Origin of the sequence: Denitratisoma sp. DHT3 (assembly GCF_007833355.1) — a bacterium.
In the GTDB taxonomy this organism is placed as follows: Bacteria; Pseudomonadota; Gammaproteobacteria; order Burkholderiales; family Rhodocyclaceae; genus Denitratisoma.
Map to the genome: position 1 here is coordinate 1,498,684 of NZ_CP020914.1, position 25,721 is coordinate 1,524,404.

Genomic DNA, 25,721 nt, shown 5'->3' on the forward strand with positions numbered 1-25,721 from the left:
CGTACCCGCAGTTGCGCGCGCCCCGCGCACGGCACCCGCCGACCTGGGCTATTACCCACCCCTGATACTGGCAGCCCTCACGACCGGTGGCACACCCGTCGAGACCGCCGGGGACGTGCACTTGCCTACTCCCATGACCCTGCGCTGGCAGCTCACCCTGCAGCCCGGTGCCAGCCAGACAGTTGCCGCCAGCTTCGGCACCACGATCCCTACTGCGCCGGGTGAGCCGGAACAGGCTGCGGCGGCTCTGTACGCCGAGGGCCTGCACCTGCATGGCGCGCAGATTCCGGACTGGCTCAGCCGCGAGCTGCAGTGGCATGCCGGACAGATCCGTCAATCGACGATGTACGATGGCGCCACCGGAAATCAAGTCATCGGCCAGGGCTCGGCCTACCTGTACCTGCATGGACTGGACGGTGCCCAGCGCGACTATATTCACTTCGTGGTGGCGCTGGCGCTGGTGGATCCGGAGTTGGCCAGGGATCTGCTGCGCTACAGCCTGCAGATGGTGGATACCAGCGGCCACCGCTACTACGCCGTCTCCGGCTACGGCATCTACGACGATGCCGTGATCCACACCGAGTCCACCGACCTGGACCTATTTATCCTGCTGGGTGTGAGCTACTACGTATTGGCCACGCGTGATTTTGACTTTCTGGACGAGGCGGTGGCCGTGGACATCGGGCCGCTGCAGAGCGGTACACGCACGGTGCTGGAGCACCTGCGCGTGGCGCTGCGGCACGTGGCGGAGACTACGGGCTTCGGTCCCCATGGGCTGCTGCGGGTGGGTACGGGCGACTGGTCGGACGGTGTAATTTTTCACAGCCAGGATCAGGAAACCGCCCTCAGCTCAGGTGAGAGTGTCTACAATACGGCGATGGGCGCCTATGTGCTGCCCATGGCCGCCGAGGCCGTGGCGGCCGCCGACGCCACCCTGAGTGCTCATATGAGCGCGTGGGCTGTGACTCTGGCGACGGCTACGCAGTCCGCGTGGGACGCGCAGGCCGGCTGGTACCTGCGCGGCTACGGCGGGCCGGATGACCCGCTGGGCGGCACAGATCGCATCTTCCTGGAGCATCAGCCCTGGGCATTGCTGGCCGAGCTGGGCAGTGTGGAGCAGCGCCGCGAACTGATCGACAATATCTGGACCACGCTGGACGAGCCCAGCCCGATCGGTCCACTGCAGATGTACCCACCCACCGAGGAGGCCGCCGCGGTGCTCACGCCCGGCTGGGACGTAAATGGTGGCATCTGGCCGGCGGTGCATATGTGGACTGTGCCGGCCTACGCCACACTGGACCCGGATAAAGCATGGCAGTCCATGCTGCGTGGCACCTACGCAGCGCACGCCCGCGCCTACCCGGACATCTGGTACGGCATCTGGAGTGGCCCGGACAGCTACAACGCGCACTATGCCACCCGCCCAGGTCAGACCTTCGAGCACATTGCCACGGCGATGATTGATTTCCCGATGGCCAACATGAACTCGGACGCGGCACCGCTGTATATGGCTACTACGATGGCGGGCATCCAGCCCACGGCCTCGGGCATTACAGTCGATCCCAAACTGCCCGGAGAGGATTTCAGCTACCGCACACGCTGGATCTCGGTGGCCTATGCGCCCGATCAGATCACGCTGGACTACAGTCAGCGACGCCGCGCTGGCGCTGATCGCCGAAGCCGGCTTCGACCCGGTGTTCGGCGCGCGGCCCTTGAAGCGCGCGATTCAGGAGCGCATCGAGAATCCGCTTTCGCGGCTAATTCTTGACGGCACGCTGGGCGCCAAGGATCGTGTGAAGGTCGAAGCGACGAAGGGGCAGATCAGCTTTGTGAAGGTCTGAGCGCCTGCTGCGTTCGCCGCCCGCAAACGGCGAATCCGGCGGAATGGATCTCGTGCCATTCCCGGCGCCGTGTTGCCAGCGCCGACTTTCGGACAGCATCGCAGGCACCCGAAGGCGGCCGGACATGGTGGCTTGCTTCGATAGCTGTATGCGCATACAGTTTCCCATCCCGATCCCCCGATCAGGATGCGCATGCCCACCCAAGCCGCAAAGCCCTGCCAAGAGGCGACCGTCTATCAACGCCGGCGCCCGGAACGAACGCTGCTCTACCGGCTCGTGCAAACGCATCTCGCCACCTGGCTGGCGCTGCAGGACGACGCTGCGGGCCGCACTGTCCCGGCGCTGAGCGAACGCGAATTCCGCCGCTACCTCGACTGCGGCATCCTCGCCCACGGCTTTGCCCGTGCCCGCTGCGCCGACTGCGGTCACGATTTCATCGTCGCCTACTCCTGCAAGGGTCGTGGCGTCTGCCCCTCTTGCACCACCCGGCGCATGGTCGAAACCGCCGCCCATCTGGTCGATCACGTCTTCCCCGCCCTGCCGGTGCGGCAGTGGGTGCTCTCGCTGCCGAAACGGCTGCGCTACCACCTCGACGACGCCAAACTGCAGAACGCCGTGCTGCACAGCTTTCTGCGCGCCATCGAGCAGGGCTTGCGGCAAAGCCTGCCGGCGGGCGACGGCACGGCACGCATCGGCGCGGTCGTCTTCATCCACCGCTTCGGCGCGCTGATGAACGCTCACCTTCACTTCCATGTCATCGTGATCGATGGGATGTTTTGGGGGAAGGAGGCCGCGAGTCTGCATTTCGAGGAGACGCACCTCAGCGCGGAAGCGCTGGCGCGACTGCAATCGACGCTGCGCAAACGGATCGTCAGTCTTTTCGTTCGGCGCGGCCTGCTCGATTCGGCCGAGGGCGAAGCCCTGCGCCGCTGCGCGCACGGCGGCGGCTTCTCGCTCGACGCTGGCGTGCGCATCGAAGGGGACGACCGGCAAGGGCGGGAGCGCCTGCTGCGCTACTGCGCCCGCCCGGCCTTCGCGCAGGAACGGTTGCGGCAGATCGATGCGGAGCACCTCGTCTATGAGAGCCCCAAGCCGGGACCGGGCGGGCGCGTCAGCCAGATCCTGACGCCCCTCGAACTGCTCGATCGCCTCGCCGCGCTGATCCCGCCGCCCCGGCGCCACCGGCATCGTTACTACGGCGTGCTGGCGCCGAATGCCCCCCTTCGGTCGGCGGTCACGGCACTGGCAGCGGCGCCGAAGCCACCCTCGGTCGAGGCCGATGCCGTGGCGGAGGAAAGTGCGATCCGTCGGGCGGCGCGCTATGCCTGGGCGCTCTTGCTGGCGCGCATCTACGAGGTGTTCCCGCTCACCTGCCCAAAGTGCGGCGGCGCGATGCGGATCATCGCCTTCATCGACGAGGGCGAGGCGATCCGAAAGATCCTCCAGCACCTGGGCGAGCCGATCGAACCGCCCAAGTTGGCCCCGGCGCGCGGCCCGCCGCTGTGGGAGGCGGCGGGACAGGGCCACGCCGATCCGCTTCAGGAGCGCATCGAGAATCCGCTTTCGCGGCTAATTCTTGACGGCACGCTGGGCGCCAAGGATCGTGTGAAGGTCGAAGCGACGAAGGGGCAGATCAGCTTTGTGAAGGTCTGAGCGCCTGCTGCGTTCGCCGCCCGCAAACGGCGAATCCGGCGGAATGGATCTCGTGCCATTCCCGGCGCCGTGTTGCCAGCGCCGACTTTCGGACAGCATCGCAGGCACCCGAAGGCGGCCGGACATGGTGGCTTGCTTCGATAGCTGTATGCGCATACAGTTTCCCATCCCGATCCCCCGATCAGGATGCGCATGCCCACCCAAGCCGCAAAGCCCTGCCAAGAGGCGACCGTCTATCAACGCCGGCGCCCGGAACGAACGCTGCTCTACCGGCTCGTGCAAACGCATCTCGCCACCTGGCTGGCGCTGCAGGACGACGCTGCGGGCCGCACTGTCCCGGCGCTGAGCGAACGCGAATTCCGCCGCTACCTCGACTGCGGCATCCTCGCCCACGGCTTTGCCCGTGCCCGCTGCGCCGACTGCGGTCACGATTTCATCGTCGCCTACTCCTGCAAGGGTCGTGGCGTCTGCCCCTCTTGCACCACCCGGCGCATGGTCGAAACCGCCGCCCATCTGGTCGATCACGTCTTCCCCGCCCTGCCGGTGCGGCAGTGGGTGCTCTCGCTGCCGAAACGGCTGCGCTACCACCTCGACGACGCCAAACTGCAGAACGCCGTGCGGTAATCCCCCCACAGGTTAAGTGACGGCGAAAGTAGAATTTTCTCGTGAGAGGGAGTTCTGCATGAAGAAATCGAAATTCAGTGACAGCCAGATCATGGAAGCGCTCAAACGCGTTGAGGCTGGGCTGTCGGTGCCGGAGTTGTGTCGGGAGCTGGGGATCAGTTCGGCGACGTTCTACAAGTGGCGTGCCAAGTACGGCGGCATGGATGCGCCGATGATCTCGCGGATGAAGGAACTGGAGCTGGAGAACGCCCGGCTCAAGAAGATGTACGCCGAGGAACGTCTCAAAGCCGAGATTCTCAAGGAGGCTATGGCAAAAAAGTGGTGAGGCCATCGCGCCGCCGCGAGATGGCCAAACAAGTCGTTACCGACAGAAAAGTGCCGATCCGAACCGCCTGCGCCATATTCTCGATCAGCGAGACCTGCTACCGGTACGAAGCGAAGCAGGACGCCGAGAATGCACTAATTGAGGATTGGTTGGTCCGGCTGACCACGAACCAGCGCAACTGGGGGTTCGGCTTGTGCTACCTGTACCTGCGCAACGTCAAGGGATTTCGCTGGAACCATAAGCGGGTGTATCGGATTTATCGGGAGTTGGAACTGAACCTGCGGATCAAACCCAAAAAGCGTCTTCAGAGGGAGAAGCCTGAACCGCTCGCGGTACCCTTCGCCATCAATCAGGTCTGGTCGATGGATTTCATGCATGATCAGTTGGAGGATGGTCGGAACTTCCGGCTATTCAATGTCATCGACGACTTCAACCGGGAAGCCTTGGGCATGGAGATCGATTTCTCGTTGCCCTCCGCTCGCATCATCCGGGCGCTGGACCAGATCATTGAGTGGCGCGGTAAGCCCGGTGCCCTGCGCTGTGACAATGGTCCGGAAAACATCAGCGGCCTGATCCAGGCCTGGGCCGACAGGCAGGGTATCCGGATCGATTACATTCAGCCCGGCAAGCCACAACAGAATGCCTACGTTGAACGTTTCAATCGCACGGTACGTTACGAGTGGCTGTCGCAATACCTGTGGTCAGGCCTCGACGAAGTCCGGTTGGCAGCGACCCGCTGGATGTACAACTACAATCATCACCGCCCACACATGGCCTTGGGCGGCTTCACCCCGAAACAGCGGCTGGCCATGGCCGCTTAACTCTACTTGCGGCGTCGCCTAAAAATGGGGGGATTACCGTGCTGCACAGCTTTCTGCGCGCCATCGAGCAGGGCTTGCGGCAAAGCCTGCCGGCGGGCGACGGCACGGCACGCATCGGCGCGGTCGTCTTCATCCACCGCTTCGGCGCGCTGATGAACGCTCACCTTCACTTCCATGTCATCGTGATCGATGGGATGTTTTGGGGGAAGGAGGCCGCGAGTCTGCATTTCGAGGAGACGCACCTCAGCGCGGAAGCGCTGGCGCGACTGCAATCGACGCTGCGCAAACGGATCGTCAGTCTTTTCGTTCGGCGCGGCCTGCTCGATTCGGCCGAGGGCGAAGCCCTGCGCCGCTGCGCGCACGGCGGCGGCTTCTCGCTCGACGCTGGCGTGCGCATCGAAGGGGACGACCGGCAAGGGCGGGAGCGCCTGCTGCGCTACTGCGCCCGCCCGGCCTTCGCGCAGGAACGGTTGCGGCAGATCGATGCGGAGCACCTCGTCTATGAGAGCCCCAAGCCGGGACCGGGCGGGCGCGTCAGCCAGATCCTGACGCCCCTCGAACTGCTCGATCGCCTCGCCGCGCTGATCCCGCCGCCCCGGCGCCACCGGCATCGTTACTACGGCGTGCTGGCGCCGAATGCCCCCCTTCGGTCGGCGGTCACGGCACTGGCAGCGGCGCCGAAGCCACCCTCGGTCGAGGCCGATGCCGTGGCGGAGGAAAGTGCGATCCGTCGGGCGGCGCGCTATGCCTGGGCGCTCTTGCTGGCGCGCATCTACGAGGTGTTCCCGCTCACCTGCCCAAAGTGCGGCGGCGCGATGCGGATCATCGCCTTCATCGACGAGGGCGAGGCGATCCGAAAGATCCTCCAGCACCTGGGCGAGCCGATCGAACCGCCCAAGTTGGCCCCGGCGCGCGGCCCGCCGCTGTGGGAGGCGGCGGGACAGGGCCACGCCGATCCGCTGGCGCAGTCAATCCCCGAGTTCGAGTTCGATCAGCGGATCGCGTGGTAGCGGACGGCGGCGAACGCCGCCCGACGGGAACGCTCTTGCCCGAGGCCCGCAATACGCCCGACAGAGGGCGTATTGCGGGCCTCGGGCAAGGTTGGGCACCGGTTGTTGCACGGCGCAATGAGCGATTGCGGACAATTTTCCAATTGACGATGGGTTACGGGTGCGGAGATACTTCCGGGATGGCGGTTGAATTTCCTATCCTTAAAAATAACGGACAGGAGAATGACGATAAGGGTGCGCATCTGCTGACCATCTTACCGCATCCGAATGAAAACGAGAACCGACAAGGAGAACCAAATACACCACTAAACTCCAAACTTCCCGAGAGAGAATTTCGAAATGCGCCCTTTTTGGATCGATTTCGAAATCCGGACCACCCCATTGCAAGCTGTAATTGTCGATAGTACTGAATAGTCAGGAATCGACAATGAGCAAACCAATTCAGGTCAAGCGCTTGATCAGACGCGAAGAACTACTTCGTCTCATCCCGCTTTCCGACTCGGCAATTTACAGACTCGAAAAGTCGGGAGGCTTTCCGAATAGATTCCATCTGACGCCACGCTGTGTTGTATGGGACCTTGACGAAGTGGAGAGCTGGATCCAAGAAAGACGCACAGCCCTCATCCAATCACAGCTTTCCCCGGATGTCCAAAAACGCAAATTCAGACCTGTCCGAAAACAGGCCTGACGCCGACACCAGCCAGCTCGGAAACCTCTGATTTCTACGCCGCCGCGCGGGAGGGGCGATGAATGGGTGTGATTTCTTTCCCAGCAATCCACGCATCGACCAAGTTTGCCCATTGCTGGAGCATGTCCTTGCGTTGATCCGCATACTCTGCCTTGTTGTAGATGGCCCTGACTCCCTTCTGTTCATGGGCCAAGCATTTCTCAATCCAGTCGGTATTGAAGCCCGCTTCATGCAACAGCGTTGAACCCGTTCGGCGGAGATCGTGAACGGTGAAATCGTCCAGCAGCAAATCCTTTTTCTTCGCATGCTCGACCGTGACAGTTATAACGCGGTTGAGGGTATTGTTGGACATCCCCTTGTCACCCTCATACCGGGACGGCAAGATGAAATTGGATCCGCCTGCGCAAGTCTTCAGCGCAATCATGATGTCCATGGCTTGGTCGGGCAAGTAGATAACATGGGGTCTTCTGGCCTTCATTCTCTGTGCGGGGATGGTCCACTTGGCGCCAACGAAATCCATCTCATCCCAAGTCGCATTGAGAAGCTCCCCCTTGCGGACAAGCGTAAGAAGAACAAGCTTCAGCGCCAACCGGATTGTTGGCAGAGTCGGTACCAAATCCAACTCCTGGAAGAAAATCCTGATTTCATCTGGGGAAAGCGCCCGATCTTTGGGCTTGAAGGTCGCGATCGAGGATGCCCTGACATCATCAGCAGGATTTGCGACCTTGTGGCCACGTTCAATCGCAAACCTGAAAACCTGAGCAACGATATCCCGGATATGAACGGCCGTTGCCGGTGCATTGCGCTGAGTCTTGACCCGTTCGCACAGTGCCCTCAAATCTTCAGCCGCGATTTCCTTGAGAAGGCGTCGGCCAAACTCGGGCTCGATATCGCGATCAATGACAGATTTCCTCATGTCCCGGGTACTGTCCGCCATGCGATATTCCTTCAGCCACAGAGTCGAGAACTCGCCGAAAGTTTTGGCTGCTTTCGACTTCTGAATCGAACGCTGTTTTTCCTTTGCCGGTGACTTCCCCTCAGCAATCTCCCTCTTGACTCCGATCAGTTTTTCCCTGGCCTCGCCCAAGGTAAGACCTTCTGGACCGTATTGACCAAGAACAAGAGTTTCGCGCCGACCGTTGAGTCGATAGTCGTATCGGAAGGAAACAACTCCTGACGGGGTAACCGCCACATAGAGGCCGTCACGATCGACCAGCTTGTACAACTTGCCGGTCGGCTTGAGGTTCTTCAGTTGAGTATCGGTAAGCATGGTGGCCCTTTCCCGGTCGCCGATACCGTCAACGCAAAATCCCCTAATTTCGTCCGTAAACCCGCACGGCTACTGGGTTTTGCATTTCACGATACCGTCAACGCGTCCATTTGATGTTGACGGTATCGATGTTACGGAAGCTCCCAAGAAATGCCAATACCGTCACCGATACCGTCTCCAGAATAGGGCTACCCTGAATAGTCAGGAATAGTAAAAAACAGAAAACCCCTTGTTTTACCAAGGGGTTTTCGTGTTTTCTGAATAGGTACGAATAGTACCGAAACGCTATGTAATTATTCCCACTCGATCGTCGCCGGCGGCTTGCCTGAGATGTCGTAGACCACCCGGTTGATGCCCCGTACCTCGTTGATGATGCGGTTGCTGACCTTGCCCAGCAGGCTGTGAGGCAGTTCGGCCCAGTGGGCGGTCATGAAGTCCTGGGTCTGTACGGCGCGCAGCGCGACGACGTATTCGTAGGTACGGCCGTCACCCATCACGCCGACGCTCTTCACCGGAAGGAAAACGGCGAAAGCCTGGCTGGTCTTGTCGTACCAGTCGGCGGCGCGCAGCTCGTCGATGAAGATGGCGTCGGCGCGGCGCAGCAGGTCGGCGAACTCCTTGTTCACCTCGCCCAGGATGCGTACGCCCAAGCCCGGCCCTGGGAACGGATGGCGATACACCATCTCGTGCGGCAGCCCCAGGGCGATGCCGAGCTCGCGCACCTCGTCCTTGAACAATTCGCGCAGCGGCTCCAGCAGCTTGAGGTTGAGGGTTTCCGGCAGGCCGCCGACGTTGTGGTGGCTCTTGATGGCGTGTGCCTTGCCGGTCTTGGCGCCGGCGGACTCGATCACGTCGGGGTAGATGGTGCCCTGAGCCAGCCACTTGGCGTTGGACAGCTTCTGCGCCTCGACCTGGAACACCTCGACGAACTCGCGGCCGATGATCTTGCGCTTCTGCTCGGGATCGGAGACGCCCTTCAGGTGGCCCATGAACTGCTCGCTGGCATCGACGTGGATCACCTTGACGCCGAGGTTTCGAGCGAAGGTCTGCATCACCTGCTCCGCCTCGTTGAGACGCAACAGGCCGTTGTCGACAAAGACACAGGTGAGCTGGTCGCCGATCGCCCGGTGCAGCAGCGCGGCGACCACGGAGGAATCGACGCCGCCGGAAAGGCCGAGGATCACCTCTTCCTTGCCGACCTGGGCGCGCACCTTCTCGATCGCCTCGTTCACGTAGTCCGGCATGTTCCAGTCGTGGCCGCAACCGCAGATGTCATGGACGAAGCGGGCGATCATCTCCTTGCCCTTGAGGGTGTGCGTCACTTCCGGGTGGAACTGCACGGCGTAGAAGCCACGGGCTTCGTCGGCCATGGCGGCGATCGGGCAGGAATCGTTGCTGGCGATCACCTTAAAGCCGGGCGGCAGCTGGGTAACCTTGTCGCCGTGGCTCATCCAGACGTCGAGCAGGCCGTGGCCTTGGTCGTTGCCGCGGTCCTGGATGCCCTCGAACAGTTTCGAATGGCCTCGGGCGCGGATCTCGGCGTAGCCGAATTCGCGCTTGCCGGAGCTTTCGACCATGCCACCCAGTTGCTGCGCCATGGTCTGCATGCCGTAGCAGATGCCCAGCACCGGTACCCCCAGTTCGAACACCGCCTGCGGCGCCTTCCATTCCAGGGCCTCATAGACCGAGTTCGGACCGCCGGAGAGAATGATCCCCTTGGGGTTGAACTGGCGGATGAAATCGGCGGAGACATCGAAAGGATGCAGTTCGCAATACACCTGCTGCTCGCGCACGCGGCGGGCGATCAGCTGGGCGACCTGGGAACCGAAATCGAGGATGAGGATGCGTTGGTGGGACATGGCATGGAACCCTGAAAAAGACAAAGGCGGCCGCAGCCGCCCCGGATCGGCCTGCGCCGGTCAGTCGATGTGGTAGTTCGGCGCTTCCTTGGTGATCTGCACGTCATGGACGTGGGATTCGCGGATGCCGGCCGAGGTGATCTCGACGAACTCGGCCTTGTTGCGCATCTCGTCGACGGTCCGGCAGCCGGCATACCCCATCGACGCCCGCAGCCCGCCCATCAACTGATGGATCACCGCGCCGACGGCGCCCTTGTAGGGTACGCGGCCCTCGATGCCTTCCGGCACCAGTTTCTCCACGTTGGCGTCGGAATCCTGGAAATAGCGGTCGGCGGCGCCTTCCTTCATCGCGCCCAGGGAGCCCATGCCCCGGTAGGACTTGTAGGAACGGCCCTGGTAGAGCACGGTTTCGCCGGGGGCTTCCTCGGTGCCGGCGAAAAGTCCGCCCAGCATCACACAGTTGGCGCCGGCGGCGATGGCCTTGGAGATGTCGCCGGAGTAGCGGATGCCGCCGTCGGCGATCAGGGGCACGCCGGTCCCCGCCAGGGCGTTGGCCACGTTATCGACGGCGGTGATCTGCGGCACGCCGACACCGGCGACGATGCGGGTGGTGCAGATGGAGCCGGGGCCGATGCCGACCTTGACGGCGTCGGCGCCATGGTCGAGCAGCGCGCGCGCCGCCGCGGCGGTGGCGATGTTGCCGCCCACCACCTCGACCTGGGGGAAATTCTTCTTCACCCACTCGACGCGCTTCAGCACGCCCTCGGAATGGCCGTGGGCGGTGTCCACCACGATCACATCCACGCCGGCTTCGGCCAGCAGCTCCACCCGTTCCTCGGTGCCTTCGCCGGTGCCCACCGCCGCGCCCACGCGCAGCCGACCCAGTTCGTCCTTGGCCGCGAGCGGATGCTCGCTGGACTTGAGGATGTCCTTCACAGTCATCAGACCGCGCAGCTCGAAGGCATCGTTGACCACCAGCACCCGCTCCAGGCGGTGCTTGTGCATCAGGGCCTTGGCCTCTTCCAGGCTGGCGCCCTCCTTCACCGTGATCAAACGCTCGCGTGGGGTCATCATGGCGCCCACGGGCTGATCGAGATTGGTCTCGAAGCGCAGGTCGCGGTTGGTGACGATGCCCACGATCTTGCCGCCATCCACCACCGGCAGGCCGGAAATGCGATGGCTGCGGGTCAGGTTCAGCACCTCGCGCACCGTCAGGGTGGGCGGAATGGTGATCGGATCCTTGAGCACGCCCGACTCGAAGCGCTTGACCTTGGAGACCTCGGCGGCCTGGGCCCGAGGACTCAGGTTCTTGTGCACGATGCCGATGCCGCCCTCCTGGGCCAGGGTGATGGCCAGGCGGGATTCGGTCACGGTGTCCATCGCGGCGGACACCAGGGGAATGTTGAGGCGGATGTTGCGGGTGAGCTGAGTGGCGAGACTGACGTCGCGGGGCAAGACGGCGGAATGAGCCGGAACCAGGAGGACGTCGTCGAACGTCAGCGCCTTCTGGAGGAGTCGCATGGTTTTTCCTCTTGTGGCAAAGCGCGATTATACGTGCCCGGCGCCGGTGGCGCCAAATCAGGCGCCGAAGCGGTCATCCCTCGGCGTCGCCGCCGCCCTTTTTCATCACCTTGCCTTCGGCGGCGCGCTGCTTGCGCACTTCCTTGGGATCGGCGATCAAGGGGCGGTAGATCTCGACCCGGTCCCGGTCGCGCAGTTCGGCGTCGAGCCGGGACAGCTTGCCGTAGATGCCGAACTTGCCCTTGGCCAGGTCGATCTCCGGGTGCTTCTGGAGCAGGCCGGAAGCCTCCAGCGCCTGCTGCAACGTGGCACCCGCCGATAGTTTGAGATGGACCAGATCCTGCTGCCCGGCGCGGGCATAGACCACTTCGATTGCGATGGGTGAATCAGCCATGGAGTTGTTTGGCACGTTTGACGAAAGCTTCGACGAAGCTGTTGGCGATATGGCTGAACACGGGGCCCAGCACCTTCTCCAGCACCTTGCTGGAGAACTCGTAATGCAGCCGGAATTCGATCTTGCAGGCCGCCTCGCCCAGCGGCGTGAAGCGCCAGTCGCCGTCCAGATGCTTCATCGGCCCGTCGCGCAGGCGCAGATGCATGTGACGGGGCGCTTCCTTGGCGTTTTCGGTCGAGAAATGCGATTTCACGCCGTGGTAGTTGATGTGCAGCGTGGCCACCGTGATGGTGTCGCTGCGCTGATGGAGTTCGGTACCGCCGCACCAGGGCAGGAACTTCGGATAGTCCTCGACCCGGTCGACCAGCTCGAACATCTGTGCCGGGGTGTATTCGACCAGAACGATTTTCTCGACGACGGTCATGGCAGCGCGGTGGTTTAGAATCCGTCGAATTCTACCTTGCAGCCTCGCCATGAGCATCGTCGACAACAAGAAGGCCTTCCACGACTACTTCATCGAGGATCGCTACGAAGCCGGACTGGCCCTGGAGGGCTGGGAAGTCAAATCCATCCGCGCCGGCCGGGTCCAGATCAAGGAAGCCTACGTGGTGCTGAAGAACGGCGAAGTGTTCCTGATCGGCGCCCACATCAGCCCGCTCTCCACCGCATCCACCCACGTCCATCCGGACCCGGTGCGCACCCGCAAGCTGCTGCTCCACGCCGCCCAGATCAGCAAGCTGATCGGCAAGGTGGAACGCGCCGGCTACGCCCTGGTGCCCCTGGACCTCCACTACAGCAAGGGCCGCATCAAGCTGGAGGTCGGCCTGGCGAAGGGCAAGAAGCAGTTCGAAAAGCGCGCCACGGAAAAAGAGCGCGAATGGAAACGCGAGCAGAACCAACTGCTCAAGCAACGTCAGCGCTGATCCCCCACATATCTAGAGTTTTTCGAACAGCGCGATCGACTCCACGTGGGAGGTGTGGGGAAACATGTTGGCGATGCCGGCCCCCTTCAGCGCATAGCCCTTCTCGTGCACCAGGATCGCGGCGTCCCGGGCCAGCGTCGCTGGCTTGCACGACACATAGACGATGCGGCGCGGCCCGTCGGCGCCGATGGCCTTGACCAGCTCCACCGCGCCTTCCCGGGGCGGGTCGATCAGCATCTTGTCGAAATGCCCCAGCGCCGCCAGGCTCTCCGGCGTGGCTTCGAACAGATTGGCGACGCCGTATTCGCAGCGCTCCGCCAGACCGTTCAACTCGGCGTTGGCGCGTCCCCGCTCCACCAGCTCCTTGCTGCCCTCGATGCCGACCACGGTGGCGCCCAGGCGCGCGATCGGCAAGGTGAAGTTGCCCAGGCCGCAGAACATGTCGGCCACCCGCTCGCCGGGGCCGGGCCGCAGCAGGGCCATGGCCCGGCGCACCAGCACCCGATTCACGCCATGGTTGACCTGGGTGAACTCGGTGGGACGGAAGCGCAGCGTGAGGCCGAAATCCGGCAGGCTGTAGGCCAGGGGCGGCCGGTCCAGGGGGTGGAACAGTTGCGCCGTGGCCGGACCGCCCGGTTGCAGATACCAGATCACCCCCTCGTCGTCGGCGAACTGCCGCAACAGGCTTTCATCCCCTGCCGTCAGGGCTTCCAGATTGCGCAGCACCAGCACCGGCAGGGGCTCACCGCCGCTGTCGCCCACCGAAACCTCGATCTGGGGCAGCCGGTCCGGCGTGGACATGCGTGTCACCAGGGCCTTCAGCTTGGGCAGCAGCGCCGAGATCAGCGGCGGCAGCACCGGACACTGATCCATCACCGCCACATAGCTGCTGCGTTTTTCATGGAATCCCACCAGCACGCCGCCTTTTTTCGGCACATTGCGCACCGAAAGTCGGGCGCGGTGGCGATAGCCCCAGGTGGCGCCGGTGATCGGTGCGTACACGACCTCGGGCCGGAGTCGGGCCAGGTGCCACAAGGCATCTTCCAGCACCCGCTGCTTGGCCGCCGTCTGGGCGGTGGGCGCCAGGTGCTGCATGCTGCAACCGCCGCAGACGCCGAAATGCGGGCAGCCGGGCGCGACGCGCTGGCTGGAAGCCTTGAGAATCTGCACCGCCTGCGCCTGCTCGTAATTGGGCTTGCGCCGATAGCTGGCGTATTCGACCAGCTCGCCGGGCAGCGCCCCTTCGATGAAGATCGTCTTGCCCTCCACGTGGGCGACGCCGCGGCCGTCATGGTCCAGGGATTCGATTTGCGTGACGGGCATAGGCGGGCGGCGGCGAGGTGGCATCGGGGGCGGCATTATAGTCGGCGCAGCCGGCGGAGACCGTCCGCTCCGTCAGCGCAAGCGGCGTCTCGAAGGGCTGCCCGCCCTCCTTTCAGACGCCGGCCCCGGCTCGCCAAGAGTGACAATTGTGTAATTCCGCCATGGGTTTACACATTTTCCGTGGACCTTTATAGTGCCGCCCCATGCATTTGAAAACCATAGTCAGGACAAGTGCTCTGGCGCTCGCCCTGTTCGTCGCGCAAGCCGCCCAAGCCACCCCGAGTACCGGCCAGGAAACGGAATCCCATCCGTCCCTGGTGCGTCGCTACGCCGCCAGCGCGCAGCAGGCCATCGACCAGGCGCTGGACTTGATCGGCATCCGCTATCGGCCGGGCGGCAGCCTGCCGGAGTCGGGATTCGACTGCTCCGGCTTCGTCGGCCATGTGTTCCGCGAGGGGTTGGGGCTGGTGCTGCCACGCAGCTCCAAGGAAATCTCGAATACCGGCGAGGTCGTGCAGAAAACCGAACTCCGCCCCGGCGACCTGGTGTTTTTCAACACCATGCGGCGCGCCTTTTCCCACGTCGGCATCTATCTGGGCAACAACCAGTTCGTGCACGCGCCCCGTCTCGGCGGCAAGGTGCGCATCGAGGACATGACCGAGAGCTACTGGGCCAAGCGCTATAACGGCGCCCGGCGCATCGCCGTCGAATAAGGAATCCGGCAAGCGGCAGGTCGTCCACGCGACCCGCCGGTCCACAAAAAAACGCCGTCCTGCGACGGCGTTTTGTTTCATCCACGGCCTTCCGGCCGCGCTCGTCAATGGTGGAGGCAGCCGCTTTCCTTGGCTGCTTCCTCGCCGGCCGCAACCGCGGGCGTCTCGGCCACTTCCGGCAGCGACTCGGGCACGCGCTCCAGGGCCAGCTCCAGCACCTTGTCGATCCACTTGACCGGCACGATCTCGATCCGATTCTTGATGCTCTCCGGAATCTCCGTCAGATCCTTGGCGTTTTCCTCGGGAATCAGGGCCAGACGGATGCCGCCTCGCACGGCCGCCAGCAGTTTCTCCTTCAGGCCACCGATCGCCAGCACCTCGCCCCGCAGGGTGATCTCGCCGGTCATCGCCACATCGGCCCGCACCGGAATGCCGGTCAGCGTGGACACCAGCGCCGTGGTGATCGCAATGCCCGCGGAGGGACCATCCTTGGGCGTCGCCCCTTCCGGGAAGTGGATGTGGAGATCGCGCTTTTCGAACGCCTCGTCCTTGATGCCCAGGCGCTGGGCGCGGCTGCGCACCACGCTGCGGGCGGCTTCCACGGATTCCTTCATCACGTCGCCGAGGGAGCCGGTGCGCTGGATGTTGCCCTTGCCGGGCATGCTCACCGCCTCGATGGTCAGCAGTTCGCCGCCCACCTCGGTCCACGCCAGGCCGGTCACCTGGCCCACCTGGTTTTCCTTCTCGGCCATGCCGTAGGTGTAACGCCGGACCCCGAGGTACTTGTCCAGCAGCTTCGCATTGACCACGATCTTGTGCTTGCGCTGACGCAGCACCAGGGACTTCACCACCTTGCGGCAGATCTTGGAAATCTCCCGCTCCAGGGCCCGCACCCCGGCTTCCCGGGTGTAGTAGCGAACGATGTCGCGGATCGCATCCTCGGTGACCGAAAGCTCCTCCTTCTTCACGCCGTTGGTTTTCATCTGCTTGGGCAGCAGATAGCGCTGGGCGATATTGACCTTCTCGTCCTCTGTGTAGCCCGACAGGCGGATCACCTCCATCCGGTCCAGCAAGGCCGGCGGGATGTTGAGGGAGTTGGCCGTGGCGACGAACATCACGTCGGAGAGGTCGAAATCCACCTCGACGTAGTGGTCCTGGAACGTGTGGTTCTGCTCGGGATCGAGCACCTCCAGCAGTGCCGAGGAAGGGTCGCCGCGGAAATCCATGCCCAGCTTATCCACCTCGTCGAGCAGGAACAGCGGGTTCTTCACGCCGACCTTGGTCATGTTCTGCAGGATCTTGCCCGGCATCGAGCCGATGTAGGTGCGGCGGTGGCCGCGAATCTCGGCCTCGTCGCGCACGCCGCCCAGAGCCATGCGCACGAACTTGCGGTTGGTGGCCTTGGCGATGGACTGCCCGAGCGAGGTCTTGCCCACGCCCGGAGGCCCGACCAGGCAGAGGATCGGCGCCTTGAGCTTATCCACCCGCTGCTGCACGGCCAGGTATTCGACGATCCGCTCCTTGACCTTCTCCAGGCCGTAGTGATCCTTGTCGAGCACTTTCTCGGCGACGGACAGATCCTTGGAAATGCGGGACTTCTTTTTCCACGGCAGGTTGAGCACGGTCTCGATGTAATTGCGCACCACCGTGGCCTCCGCGGACATGGGGGACATCAGCTTGAGTTTCTTCAACTCGGACTGGGTCTTGGCCATGGCCTCCTTGGTCATGCCGGAGTCCTTGATCTTTTTCTCGAACTCGTCGAGATCCGCGCCTTCCTCGCCCTCGCCCAGCTCCTTCTGGATGGCCTTGACCTGCTCGTTCAGGTAATACTCGCGCTGGCTTTTCTCCATCTGGCGCTTGACGCGGCCGCGGATGCGCTTTTCCACCTGCAGGATGTCCAGCTCGGTCTCCAGCTGACCCAGCAGCTTCTCCAGGCGATCGCCGACATTGAACAACTCGAGGATTTCCTGCTTGAGTTCCAGCTTGAGCGGCAGGTGGGCCGCGATGGTGTCCGCCAGGCGGCCGGATTCTTCGATGCCGGCCAGGGAGGTGAGTATCTCCGGCGGGATCTTCTTGTTCAGTTTCACATATTGATCGAACTGGGCCAGGATCGTCCGGCGCAAGGCCTCGATCTCATGATTGCCGCGCTCGTCGGTGACGATCGGCGTCACCTCGGCGGTAAACACCGTCTTCTGGTCGATCACCTGCTCGACCCTCGCCCGCTGGGCGCCCTCGACCAACACCTTCACGGTGCCGTCGGGCAACTTCAGCATCTGCAATACGTTCGACACGCAGCCGATCGGATACATGTCCCCGACTTCCGGCTCATCCTTGGCGGCCGACTTCTGCGCCACCAGCAGGATGCTCTTGCCGGACTCCATCGCCATCTCCAGCGCCTGGATGGACTTGGGCCGCCCGACGAACAGCGGAATCACCATGTGGGGGAAAATCACCACGTCGCGCAGGGGCAGCAACGGCAGTTGGAGTTTCTCTTGGGGGAGGTCAAGTTCGCCTGACATAGGCTTGTCCTTTTAGATTGATACTAGATTGGAACACATGGACCGCAGATGGGGACGATCATCCGCGGTTCAAGCCTAGTACCCGAATGCGGCACTGTAAATCCTTGGAGGGAAGAAGATCGCCAAACGTTCCCGCGTTCCCGCATCCTGGTTTTCCACGGATATCGACAGCCGCGTCCACTCCGCGGGCTGCCAGGCGTGCCCTAGTTGGAACCCGAAACCTTGGGTTGATCAGCGTAGATCAGGATCGGCGGTGTGCTGCTCTCGATCATCCCCTCATCGATCACCACCTTGGCCACGAGGTCCATGCTCGGCAAATCGTACATGGTGTCCAGCAGCACGTTTTCCAGGATCGAGCGCAGACCGCGGGCGCCCGTCTTGCGCTGCAGGGCCTTGCGGGCGATCGCCTGCAGGGCGCCCGGACGCACCTCGAGTTCAACGCCCTCCATCGCGAACAGCTTCTGATACTGCTTGATCAGGGCGTTCTTGGGCTCGACCAGAATCTCCACCAGGGCGGTTTCATCCAGTTCCTTCAGTGTGGCGATCACCGGCAAGCGACCGACGAACTCGGGAATGAGGCCGAACTTGACCAGATCCTCGGGCTCCACCTGCTGCAAGGTTTCGGTGATGCTCTTGGTGTCCTTGCTGCGCACCTCGGCGCCGAAGCCGATGCCCGAGCGCTCGGAACGATTGAGGATGACCTTCTCCAGCCCGTCGAAGGCGCCGCCGCAGATGAACAGGATGCTGCTGGTATCGACCTGGACGAAGTCCTGGTTCGGATGCTTGCGCCCGCCCTGCGGCGGCACGGAAGCCGTGGTGCCCTCGATCAGCTTCAGCAACGCCTGCTGCACGCCTTCGCCGGAAACGTCGCGGGTGATCGACGGGTTGTCGGACTTGCGCGAGATCTTGTCGATCTCGTCGATGTAGACAATGCCCTGCTGGGCCTTATCCACCTCGTATTCGCACTTCTGCAGCAACTTCTGGATGATGTTCTCGACGTCCTCGCCGACGTAGCCCGCTTCGGTCAGGGTCGTGGCATCAGCCATCACGAAGGGCACGTTCAGGAGCCGCGCCAGCGTCTGGGCCAGGAGGGTCTTGCCCGAACCGGTGGGGCCGATCAGCAGGATGTTGCTCTTCGCCAGCTCCACATCGGCATTGCCCTTCTGCTGATGGCGCAGCCGCTTGTAGTGGTTGTAGACCGCCACCGACAGGATCCGCTTGGCCTGCTGCTGGCCGATCACGTACTGGTCGAGGATTTTGCAGATTTCGTGGGGAACCGGCAGGTCGCGCGTGGGACTTTCATCCTCGCCGCCGCTGATCTCGTCGCGAATGATGTCGTTGCACAGGTCGATGCATTCATCGCAGATGAACACGGACGGACCGGCGATCAGCTTTTTCACCTCATGCTGGCTCTTGCCGCAGAAGGAGCAGTACAGCAGTTTCTCTGAGCCGGATTTCTTGTCCGTCATTTGTGTTTCTCCGCTTACTCGGACGCTTCACCGCGATTGTTCAGCACCTTGTCGACCAGACCGTACTCCACGGCCGCGTCGGCGGCCAGGAAATTGTCGCGGTCGGTATCGCGTTCGATGCGCTCGACAGGCTGGCCGGAGTGCTTGGCCAGCATCTCGTTCAACTTTTGCTTGAGGAACAGGATCTCCTTGGCGTGGATCTCGATGTCCGAAGCCTGCCCCTGGAAGCCACCCATCGGCTGATGGATCATCACCCGCGAGTTGGGCAGGCAGTAACGCTTGCCCTTGGTGCCGGCCGCCAGCAGGAAGGCCCCCATCGAAGCCGCCTGGCCGATGCACAGGGTCGACACGTCGGGCTTGATGAACTGCATGGTGTCGTAGATCGCCAGTCCCGCGGTCACCGAGCCGCCCGGGCTGTTGATGTAGAGATGGATGTCCTTGTCGGGATTCTCCGACTCCAGGAACAGCAACTGGGCCACCACCAGATTGGCCGTCACGTCATTGACCGGGCCCACCAGGAACACCACGCGCTCCCTCAGCAGGCGCGAGTAGATGTCGTAGGCCCGCTCGCCGCGGCCGCTGGTCTCGATCACCATGGGCACCAGGCCCAGGGCCTGGGGATCCCAATCGTCACGGCGGTTCATTTGGCTTCCTCGCTCAATCATCGTGGGACGTCGGAGGCATCATGCCCCATTGCCCATCAACTCGTCAAAATCCACGGCCTTCTCGGTGACCTTGGCATTCGCCAGCGCCCAGGCGACCACGTTGCTCTCGATGGCCAGCGCTTCGGCCTCGGCCAGGCGCTGGGGCTGGGAGTAGTACCAGCGCACCACCTCGGAAGGATCCTCGAACGTCTGGGCGAAGTCTTCCACCACCGCCTTCACCTGCTCGGCCTTGGCGTGGAGTTCCTTGGCCTTGACCACTTCGGCCACCACCAGGCCCAGGCGCACCCGGCGCACCGCCTGTTCGGTGAACCAGGAAGGCTCGACCGGGATGTCGTTCACCGCCAGGCCGCGCTGCCTCAGGTCGGCCAGCGCGTTCTGCGCCATCTGCCGGGACTCGGCCTCGACCAGCGCCTTGGGCACGTCGACCGGATGGGCGGCCAGCAGCGCGTCCATCACCTGGCTCTTCACGCGGGCTTCCAGGCGCTTCTTGACCTCGCGTTCGAGATTGGTCTTGATTTCCTCGCGCATCTTCGCGAGATCGCCATCGGCGATGCCCAGCGACTTGGCGAACTCGGCATCCACTTCCGGCAGTTGCGGCGCCTCGACCTTCTTACAGGCGACTTCGAACTGAACGGTCTGCCCGGCCAAGTCCTTGCCGTGATAGTCGTCGGGGAACTTGACGTCGAAATGCTTGGTCTCGCCGGCCTTCAGGCCTTCCATCGCCGCGTCGAAATCCGCGACCATGCGCCCGGCGCCGACCTGCAGCGGGAAGTCCTCGGCCTTGCCGCCATCGAACTCGACCCCGTCCTTGCGGCCGACGAAGTCGATCACCACGCGATCGTCCTTCTGGGCCGGCCGGTCGCTGGCGACGAACGTCATGCGCTGCTTGCGCAGGGCCTCGAGGGTCTTGTCCACTTCCGCATCGCCCACCGCCAGCACCGCCTTCTCGACGTCGCTGGAGGACAGGTCGGCCACGGTGATTTCCGGGTAAACCTCGAACACCGCGGAAAATTCGAGCTGGCCGTCGCCGCTGGCGGGCTTGGGCTCGACGCGGGGATAGCCGGCCACGCGCAGGCCCTGCTCGCGCACCTTTTCGCCGAAGGCGCGCTCGACGGCGGCCTCGATCGCCTCGGAACGCGCCTGATAGCCGTGTTGCTGAGCCACCATCCTGAAGGGCACCTTGCCCGGGCGGAAGCCAGGCATCTTGGCCGTCTTGGAAAGCTTCTTCAGGCGCCGCTCCACATCCTGGTCGATGTCGGCAAGGGCCACGGTCATATCGATACGGCGCTCCAGCGCACTGGTCTCGGCGGCTTGGGTCTGTTCCTGAGTCATGAGAAATTCCTGGATGGCTGCTTGGGTATTGAGTGGGGCGGCTACGCTACGAAAAATAGCAAAAACTGGTATAGCAAAAACTGGTGCGAAGGGCGGGACTCGAACCCGCACAGGTTGCCCCGCTGGAACCTAAATCCAGTGCGTCTACCAATTCCGCCACCCTCGCGAACCGGCGATTCTAACCGATTCACTACTATACTGTCAGGTTCCATCTGGGCCGCCCATGGCTGTCGACCACTACGAAAACTTCCCTGTCGCCTCCGTCCTGCTGCCGCATCCATTGCGGGAGCCGGTGGCCGCCATCTACGGCTTCGCCCGCAGCGCCGACGACATCGCCGACGAGGGCGAACAGCCCCCGGCCCGGCGGCTGGAACAGCTCGACGCCTACCGCCGGGAACTGGACGCGATCGAGGCCGGCCGGCCCACGGCGCACCCGGTTTTCCGCCGCCTGCGCCCGGTGATCGCCGCCCACGGTCTGCCCCTGGCGCTGTTCCACGATCTGCTCGACGCCTTCGCCCAGGACGTGGCCAAGGACCGCTACGCCGACTACGGCGAACTGCTGGACTACTGCCGCCGCTCCGCCAACCCCGTGGGACGGCTGCTGCTGCGCCTGTTCCGCCAGGACAGCGGCGCCAATCCGGCCCGCTCGGACGCCATCTGCACGGCCCTGCAATTGATCAACCACTGGCAGGACGTGGCCGTGGACCTGAAAAAGAACACCCGCGGCCGCATCTACCTGCCCCAGGACGACCTCGCCCGCTTCGGCGTCAGCGAGGCCCAGTTGCAGGCCGGACGCATCGATCCGGCGTTCCGCGCGCTGATGGCCTTCCAGGTGCAGCGCGCGCGGGCGCTGATGCTCTCCGGCGCCGCCCTGGGGCGGGACCTGCCGGGCCGGATCGGCCTGGAAATCCGCGCCATCGTCGCCGGTGGGCTGCGCATCCTGCGGAAAATCGAGGCCGTCGACTACGACGTGTTCCGCCGCCGTCCCCAGCTGACCCCCTGGGACGCCCCGGCCCTGGTCTGGCGCACTTTTTTCCCGCAAACCGACCCCATCGTCGCCCCATGACCGCCGCCGCGAATCACGACGACTATTGCCAGCAGCGCGCCGCCGCCAGCGGCTCCAGCTTCTACTACAGTTTCCTGTTCCTCGACCCGCCCCGGCGCCAGGCCATCACCGCGCTCTACGCCTTCTGCCGCGAAGTCGACGACCTGGTGGACGAATGCGTCGACCCGCATCTGGCCGCCGCCAAGCTGGCCTGGTGGCGCACCGAGGTGGCCGCGCTTTACGCGGGGAACCCCACGCACCCGGTGACCCGGTCGCTGTCCGCCGCCCTGCGGCACTACGCGCTGCCCCAGGAGCACCTGCTGGAAATCGTCGACGGCATGGAAATGGACCTGGAACAGGCCCGCTACCCCGATTTCAAGTCCCTGCACCTCTACTGCTACCGCGTCGCCAGCGTGGTGGGGCTGCTGGCGGCCGAAATCTTCGGCTATCAGGATCGCCGCACCCTCAAATACGCCCACGACCTGGGCCTGGCCCTGCAACTCACCAACATCATCCGCGACGTCGGCGAGGACGCCCGCCGCGGCCGCATCTACCTGCCGGTGGAAGACCTGCAACGCTTCGACGTTCCCGCCGCCGACCTGCTGCAGGGCCGCTACAGCGAGAACTTCAAGGCGCTGATGGCGTTCCAGGCCGAGCGCGCCCAGGAATACTTCGACCGCGCCCTGGCCGAGCTGCCCCGGATCGACCGCCGCGCCCAGCGCGCCGGCCTGATCATGGCCAGCATCTACCGCACCCTGCTCGACGAAATCGCCCGCGACGGCTTCCTGGTGCTGGACCGGCGCACCTCGCTCACGCCGCTGCGCAAGCTCTGGCTGGCGGCCAAGACGTGGCTGAAAAGTTGAGGCCCCCTCCCTCGCCCCGCCAATTGTTTCCTTCAAAGCAACAATCAACAGCGTAAAAAGAAGGGCAAAGAATGAACTCCAGCACCCATCCGGGTCATCATTTGCGCGATTTTCCAATACTCAAACATTGTATCTGAATTGGAAACAATGACATGACACCGGACGAGGTGCCGGACCCGGGCGTCCAGGGGAGCGATTCCACGGAACGCCACACCGATCGTCCGATCGCCATCATCGGCGCCGGCTACGCCGGCCTCGCCGCGGCGGTGGCGCTGGCGGACGCCGGCCTCACCGTCGACCTCTTCGAAGCCTCGCGCACCCTCGGCGGCCGGGCGCGCAGCGTGGACATCGACGGTCTGCGCGTGGACAACGGCCAGCACATCCTGCTCGGCGCCTATCGGGACACCCTGGCCCTGATGGAACGGGTCGGCGCCCCCACCGAGGGCCTGGCGCGCCATCCCTTGCGCCTGGACTACCCGGGCCGGCTCAGCCTGGCGGCGCCGCGCCTGCCCGCGCCGCTGCACCTGGCCGCGGCCCTGGCGCGCGCGCGCGGCCTGAGCCTGGGCGAGAAATTCGCCGCCCTGCGTTTCATGGTGAGCCTCCGCGCCCGCCGCTACCGGCTGGGGGACGACAAATCCACAGGCGCCGACTCCTCGGTCGCCGAACTGCTGCGCCGCCACCGGCAGCCGGCAACCCTGTGCCGCTATCTCTGGGAACCGCTGTGCGTCGCCGCGTTGAACACCCCGGCGCACCGGGCCTCCGCGCAGGTCTTTCTGAACGTGCTGCGCGACAGCCTGGGCGCGGACCGCGAAGCCTCCGACCTGCTGCTGCCCCGCGCCGATTTTTCCGCCCTGCTGCCGGAACCCGCCGCCCGCTACCTCGAAGCGCGCGGCACGCGGATCCACCGCGGCCGCCGCATCGGACGCCTGAGCCGGACCAATGCCGGCTGGTACTTGAACGAACGCGAACGCGGGGACGATCACGGCCCCTACCGCCAGGTGCTGCTCGCCACCGCACCCAGCCACGCCCGGCCGCTGCTGCCTCCGCTGCCGGAACTGGCCCCCCTGGCGGCGATGCTCGACGCCTTCGAATACGAACCCATCGCCACCGCCTACCTGCAATATCCGGCAACCGTGGCATTGCCCTTCCCCATGGTGGGCAGCGCGGGCGGCCACCTGCAATGGCTGTTCGACCGGGGCGCCCTGGACGGACCGGCCGGCCTGCTCGCCGCCGTGATCAGCGCCCAGGGCCGCCACCAGGCATTGGCGCCGGACGAACTGGCGCAAGCCCTGCACCGGGAAATCGCCGCCTTGCTGGCCAAATCGCTGCCCGGCCTGCCGCCGCCCCGCTGGCACAAGGTGATCGTCGAAAAACGCGCCACCTTCGCCTGCCGCCCCAACCTGCAACGCCCCCCCAACCTCACCGCCGTCCCCGGCCTGCTGTTGGCGGGCGACTACACCGCCGGCGACTACCCGGCAACGCTGGAAGGCGCGGTCCGCAGCGGCCAGACGGCGGCGCGGTCGATGCTGGCAAACCGGGGCTGACCGGCACGGCGGACACGGCGAAAACCTCCGCGTCGTGCAGGAGCGGGCCATGCCCGCGAATCGGTGGTCGACAATGCGCTGGTCGCAGGCATGGCCCGCTCCAATACACTGGGCTTCGACAAGCTCAGCCCGAACGGATGGTGATTGGACAATCCCGTAGGTCGGGTTAGCGCAGCGTAACCCGACATCGGTGTCCGCAACGGCTGTCTGTCGGGTTACGCCCTGTGGGCTAACCCGACCTACGGGACTTTTCCGCCGCGCCACCCCGGAGAATGCGAAGGGATGGAATGCCGAAAAAGCTTTTCCGCCGGGCCGCCTTTCCCACGATGGGGAAAAGCGGCACGCGCCGGAGGCGCAACGCATCGGTGCCCCCACAACGCTCCCCCAAACACCCGAGCGCAGCGAGCCAATCAGAACCCCCCGGAGGGGGGCGAAGGGGGGCGAGCCTACTCCAACCTACCCGCCACCAGACGCAGCGTACGGCCGCAACGCCGCGCCAGCGCTTCATCGTGGGTGACCAGGATCAGCGTCGTGCCCTGCTCCGCGTTCATTTCGAACATCAGGTCGATGATGGCGGCGCCGGTGGCCGCGTCCAGATTGCCGGTGGGCTCGTCGGCCAGCAGCAGCCGGGGGCCGGAAGCGAAAGCCCGCGCCAGGGCCACCCGCTGCTGCTCCCCGCCCGACAGATGCTTGGGATAGTGCTCCAGGCGCTGCCCCAGCCCCACCCGCTCCAGCAGGCGCCGGGCCTGGCGCGGGGCATCGGCCCGCCCCAGCAGCTCCAGCGGCAGCATCGCGTTCTCCAGGGCGGTCAGGGCCGGCAACAACTGGAAGGATTGGAACACGAAGCCCAGGCTGCGCCCGCGCAGCGCGGCGCGGCCGTCCTCGTCCAGGGCCGACAGATCCTCGCCCTCGATCCTCACCCGCCCCCGGCTGGGGGTGTCGAGCCCGGCCATCAGGCCGAGCAGGGTGGACTTGCCGGAACCGGAGGCGCCGACGATGGCCACCGCCTCGCCGGCCCCCACCGCGAAGGAAATGTCGTGCAGAATCGTCAGCACGCCGTCGCCGCTGGCGACATCCTTGCCCAGCCCCTCCACTTCCATCGCCATAATGCTCATGGAAGCCATTTTCCTACTTCCGAGCATGAAATACGCAAAGGGCAGGAAGGCCCTCCCCCTCCCGACCGCCCACGGCCGGCTTTGCACAGCCGGCCGGCTGCGGCGGCGCGGAGCAGTGCTCCGCGAAACCCCGCCTCCGCCCCCCTCTCCGGGGGAGGTGATGATGTTTGCTCGCTACGCTCGCAGGTTCGATCCGCCGTTTCA

The 25,721-nt window shown here is 64.3% G+C and carries 20 protein-coding genes, 1 tRNA gene and 3 pseudogenes; 12 read left to right on the top strand and 12 right to left on the bottom strand.

The window, feature by feature from the left end; translation table 11 throughout:
- Positions 1–505: 505 nt before the first annotated feature.
- The 7 genes and pseudogenes from B9N43_RS17555 to B9N43_RS06870 all read left to right on the top strand — a co-directional run.
- A pseudogene (locus B9N43_RS17555) lies at positions 506–1,303 on the top strand (GH36-type glycosyl hydrolase domain-containing protein); the annotation flags it as partial.
- Between the two features lie 343 nt (positions 1,304–1,646).
- Positions 1,647–1,841, top strand: a pseudogene (locus B9N43_RS06845) (hypothetical protein); the annotation flags it as partial.
- A 192-nt stretch (positions 1,842–2,033) separates the two neighbouring features.
- Positions 2,034–3,494, top strand: a complete 1,461-nt coding sequence (locus B9N43_RS06850; RefSeq protein ID WP_186454020.1) for a transposase — start codon at positions 2,034–2,036, stop codon at positions 3,492–3,494.
- 192 nt (positions 3,495–3,686) lie between these two features.
- Positions 3,687–4,115 (top strand): annotated as a pseudogene (locus B9N43_RS06855) (transposase zinc-binding domain-containing protein); the annotation flags it as partial.
- A gap of 61 nt (positions 4,116–4,176) precedes the next feature.
- Positions 4,177–5,264, top strand: a protein-coding gene (locus B9N43_RS06860) for an IS3 family transposase (RefSeq protein WP_145841560.1) whose coding sequence is annotated in 2 segments (ribosomal slippage) — positions 4,177–4,438 and positions 4,438–5,264 — 1,089 coding nt in all. Because the reading frame shifts where the segments join, the coding sequence is not laid out codon by codon here.
- Positions 5,265–5,302: 38 nt separating this feature from the next.
- The gene (locus B9N43_RS06865) at positions 5,303–6,274 is read left to right on the top strand and encodes a transposase (protein WP_145841561.1); all 972 of its coding nucleotides are present in this window, start codon (positions 5,303–5,305) and stop codon (positions 6,272–6,274) included.
- 427 nt (positions 6,275–6,701) lie between these two features.
- Positions 6,702–6,962: a helix-turn-helix transcriptional regulator gene (locus B9N43_RS06870; RefSeq protein WP_145841562.1), complete on the top strand. Its 261-nt coding sequence runs from the start codon at positions 6,702–6,704 to the stop codon at positions 6,960–6,962.
- 34 nt (positions 6,963–6,996) lie between these two features.
- On the opposite strand, the gene B9N43_RS06875 is transcribed toward B9N43_RS06870, so the two are convergent.
- From B9N43_RS06875 to B9N43_RS06895, 5 genes are all read right to left on the bottom strand, one after another.
- A complete protein-coding gene (locus tag B9N43_RS06875; RefSeq protein ID WP_145841563.1) occupies positions 6,997–8,232 on the bottom strand; it encodes a tyrosine-type recombinase/integrase in 1,236 nt (411 codons plus the stop codon).
- A gap of 293 nt (positions 8,233–8,525) precedes the next feature.
- Complete coding sequence (gene guaA / locus B9N43_RS06880) at positions 8,526–10,091, bottom strand: glutamine-hydrolyzing GMP synthase (RefSeq protein WP_145841564.1); 1,566 nt, start codon at positions 10,089–10,091, stop codon at positions 8,526–8,528.
- Positions 10,092–10,151: 60 nt separating this feature from the next.
- Positions 10,152–11,612 (bottom strand): IMP dehydrogenase, encoded by a 1,461-nt coding sequence (guaB, locus tag B9N43_RS06885; RefSeq protein WP_145841565.1) that lies wholly within the window; start codon positions 11,610–11,612, stop codon positions 10,152–10,154.
- Positions 11,613–11,685: 73 nt separating this feature from the next.
- Entirely contained in the window at positions 11,686–12,006 is a 321-nt protein-coding gene (locus tag B9N43_RS06890) for an RnfH family protein (protein ID WP_145841566.1), read from the bottom strand.
- Positions 11,999–12,430, bottom strand: coding sequence for a type II toxin-antitoxin system RatA family toxin (locus B9N43_RS06895; protein ID WP_145841567.1), 432 nt, complete (start codon positions 12,428–12,430; stop codon positions 11,999–12,001). The genes B9N43_RS06890 and B9N43_RS06895 overlap by 8 nt, the downstream gene beginning before the upstream one ends.
- A gap of 49 nt (positions 12,431–12,479) precedes the next feature.
- Between B9N43_RS06895 and smpB the strand changes: the two genes are divergently transcribed.
- Positions 12,480–12,929: an SsrA-binding protein SmpB gene (gene smpB, locus B9N43_RS06900; protein ID WP_145841568.1), complete on the top strand. Its 450-nt coding sequence runs from the start codon at positions 12,480–12,482 to the stop codon at positions 12,927–12,929.
- Between the two features lie 12 nt (positions 12,930–12,941).
- Here the strand turns inward: smpB and rlmD are convergent, their stop codons facing one another.
- The gene (rlmD, locus tag B9N43_RS06905; protein WP_145841569.1) at positions 12,942–14,252 is read right to left on the bottom strand and encodes a 23S rRNA (uracil(1939)-C(5))-methyltransferase RlmD; all 1,311 of its coding nucleotides are present in this window, start codon (positions 14,250–14,252) and stop codon (positions 12,942–12,944) included.
- Positions 14,253–14,455: 203 nt separating this feature from the next.
- Here rlmD and B9N43_RS06910 point away from each other — a divergent pair, with 203 nt between their 5' ends.
- Positions 14,456–14,965 (top strand): C40 family peptidase, encoded by a 510-nt coding sequence (locus B9N43_RS06910; RefSeq protein ID WP_145841570.1) that lies wholly within the window; start codon positions 14,456–14,458, stop codon positions 14,963–14,965.
- Positions 14,966–15,069: 104 nt separating this feature from the next.
- On the opposite strand, the gene lon is transcribed toward B9N43_RS06910, so the two are convergent.
- The 5 genes from lon to B9N43_RS06935 form a co-directional block, all read right to left on the bottom strand.
- Positions 15,070–17,484, bottom strand: a complete 2,415-nt coding sequence (gene lon, locus B9N43_RS06915) for an endopeptidase La (RefSeq protein ID WP_145841571.1) — start codon at positions 17,482–17,484, stop codon at positions 15,070–15,072.
- A gap of 203 nt (positions 17,485–17,687) precedes the next feature.
- Complete coding sequence (clpX, locus tag B9N43_RS06920) at positions 17,688–18,953, bottom strand: ATP-dependent Clp protease ATP-binding subunit ClpX (protein WP_145841572.1); 1,266 nt, start codon at positions 18,951–18,953, stop codon at positions 17,688–17,690.
- Positions 18,954–18,967: 14 nt separating this feature from the next.
- A complete protein-coding gene (clpP, locus tag B9N43_RS06925; RefSeq protein ID WP_145841573.1) occupies positions 18,968–19,597 on the bottom strand; it encodes an ATP-dependent Clp endopeptidase proteolytic subunit ClpP in 630 nt (209 codons plus the stop codon).
- A 39-nt stretch (positions 19,598–19,636) separates the two neighbouring features.
- Positions 19,637–20,950 (bottom strand): trigger factor, encoded by a 1,314-nt coding sequence (tig, locus tag B9N43_RS06930; protein WP_145841574.1) that lies wholly within the window; start codon positions 20,948–20,950, stop codon positions 19,637–19,639.
- Between the two features lie 81 nt (positions 20,951–21,031).
- Positions 21,032–21,116 (bottom strand) — tRNA-Leu (locus B9N43_RS06935).
- 57 nt (positions 21,117–21,173) lie between these two features.
- Between B9N43_RS06935 and hpnC the strand changes: the two genes are divergently transcribed.
- The 3 genes from hpnC (at position 21,174) to hpnE (ending at position 24,402) form a co-directional block, all read left to right on the top strand.
- Positions 21,174–22,016 carry a squalene synthase HpnC gene (hpnC, locus tag B9N43_RS06940; RefSeq protein ID WP_145841575.1) on the top strand — a complete coding sequence of 281 codons (843 nt, stop codon included), beginning with the start codon at positions 21,174–21,176 and terminating at the stop codon, positions 22,014–22,016.
- The gene (hpnD, locus tag B9N43_RS06945) at positions 22,013–22,858 is read left to right on the top strand and encodes a presqualene diphosphate synthase HpnD (RefSeq protein WP_145841576.1); all 846 of its coding nucleotides are present in this window, start codon (positions 22,013–22,015) and stop codon (positions 22,856–22,858) included. Before hpnC ends, hpnD begins: the two co-directional genes overlap by 4 nt.
- A 152-nt stretch (positions 22,859–23,010) precedes the next feature.
- Complete coding sequence (gene hpnE, locus B9N43_RS06950) at positions 23,011–24,402, top strand: hydroxysqualene dehydroxylase HpnE (RefSeq protein ID WP_145841577.1); 1,392 nt, start codon at positions 23,011–23,013, stop codon at positions 24,400–24,402.
- A 446-nt stretch (positions 24,403–24,848) separates the two neighbouring features.
- Here hpnE and B9N43_RS06955 read toward each other — a convergent pair whose 3' ends face one another.
- Positions 24,849–25,517, bottom strand: coding sequence for an ABC transporter ATP-binding protein (locus B9N43_RS06955; protein WP_261379408.1), 669 nt, complete (start codon positions 25,515–25,517; stop codon positions 24,849–24,851).
- Positions 25,518–25,721: the final 204 nt, after the last annotated feature.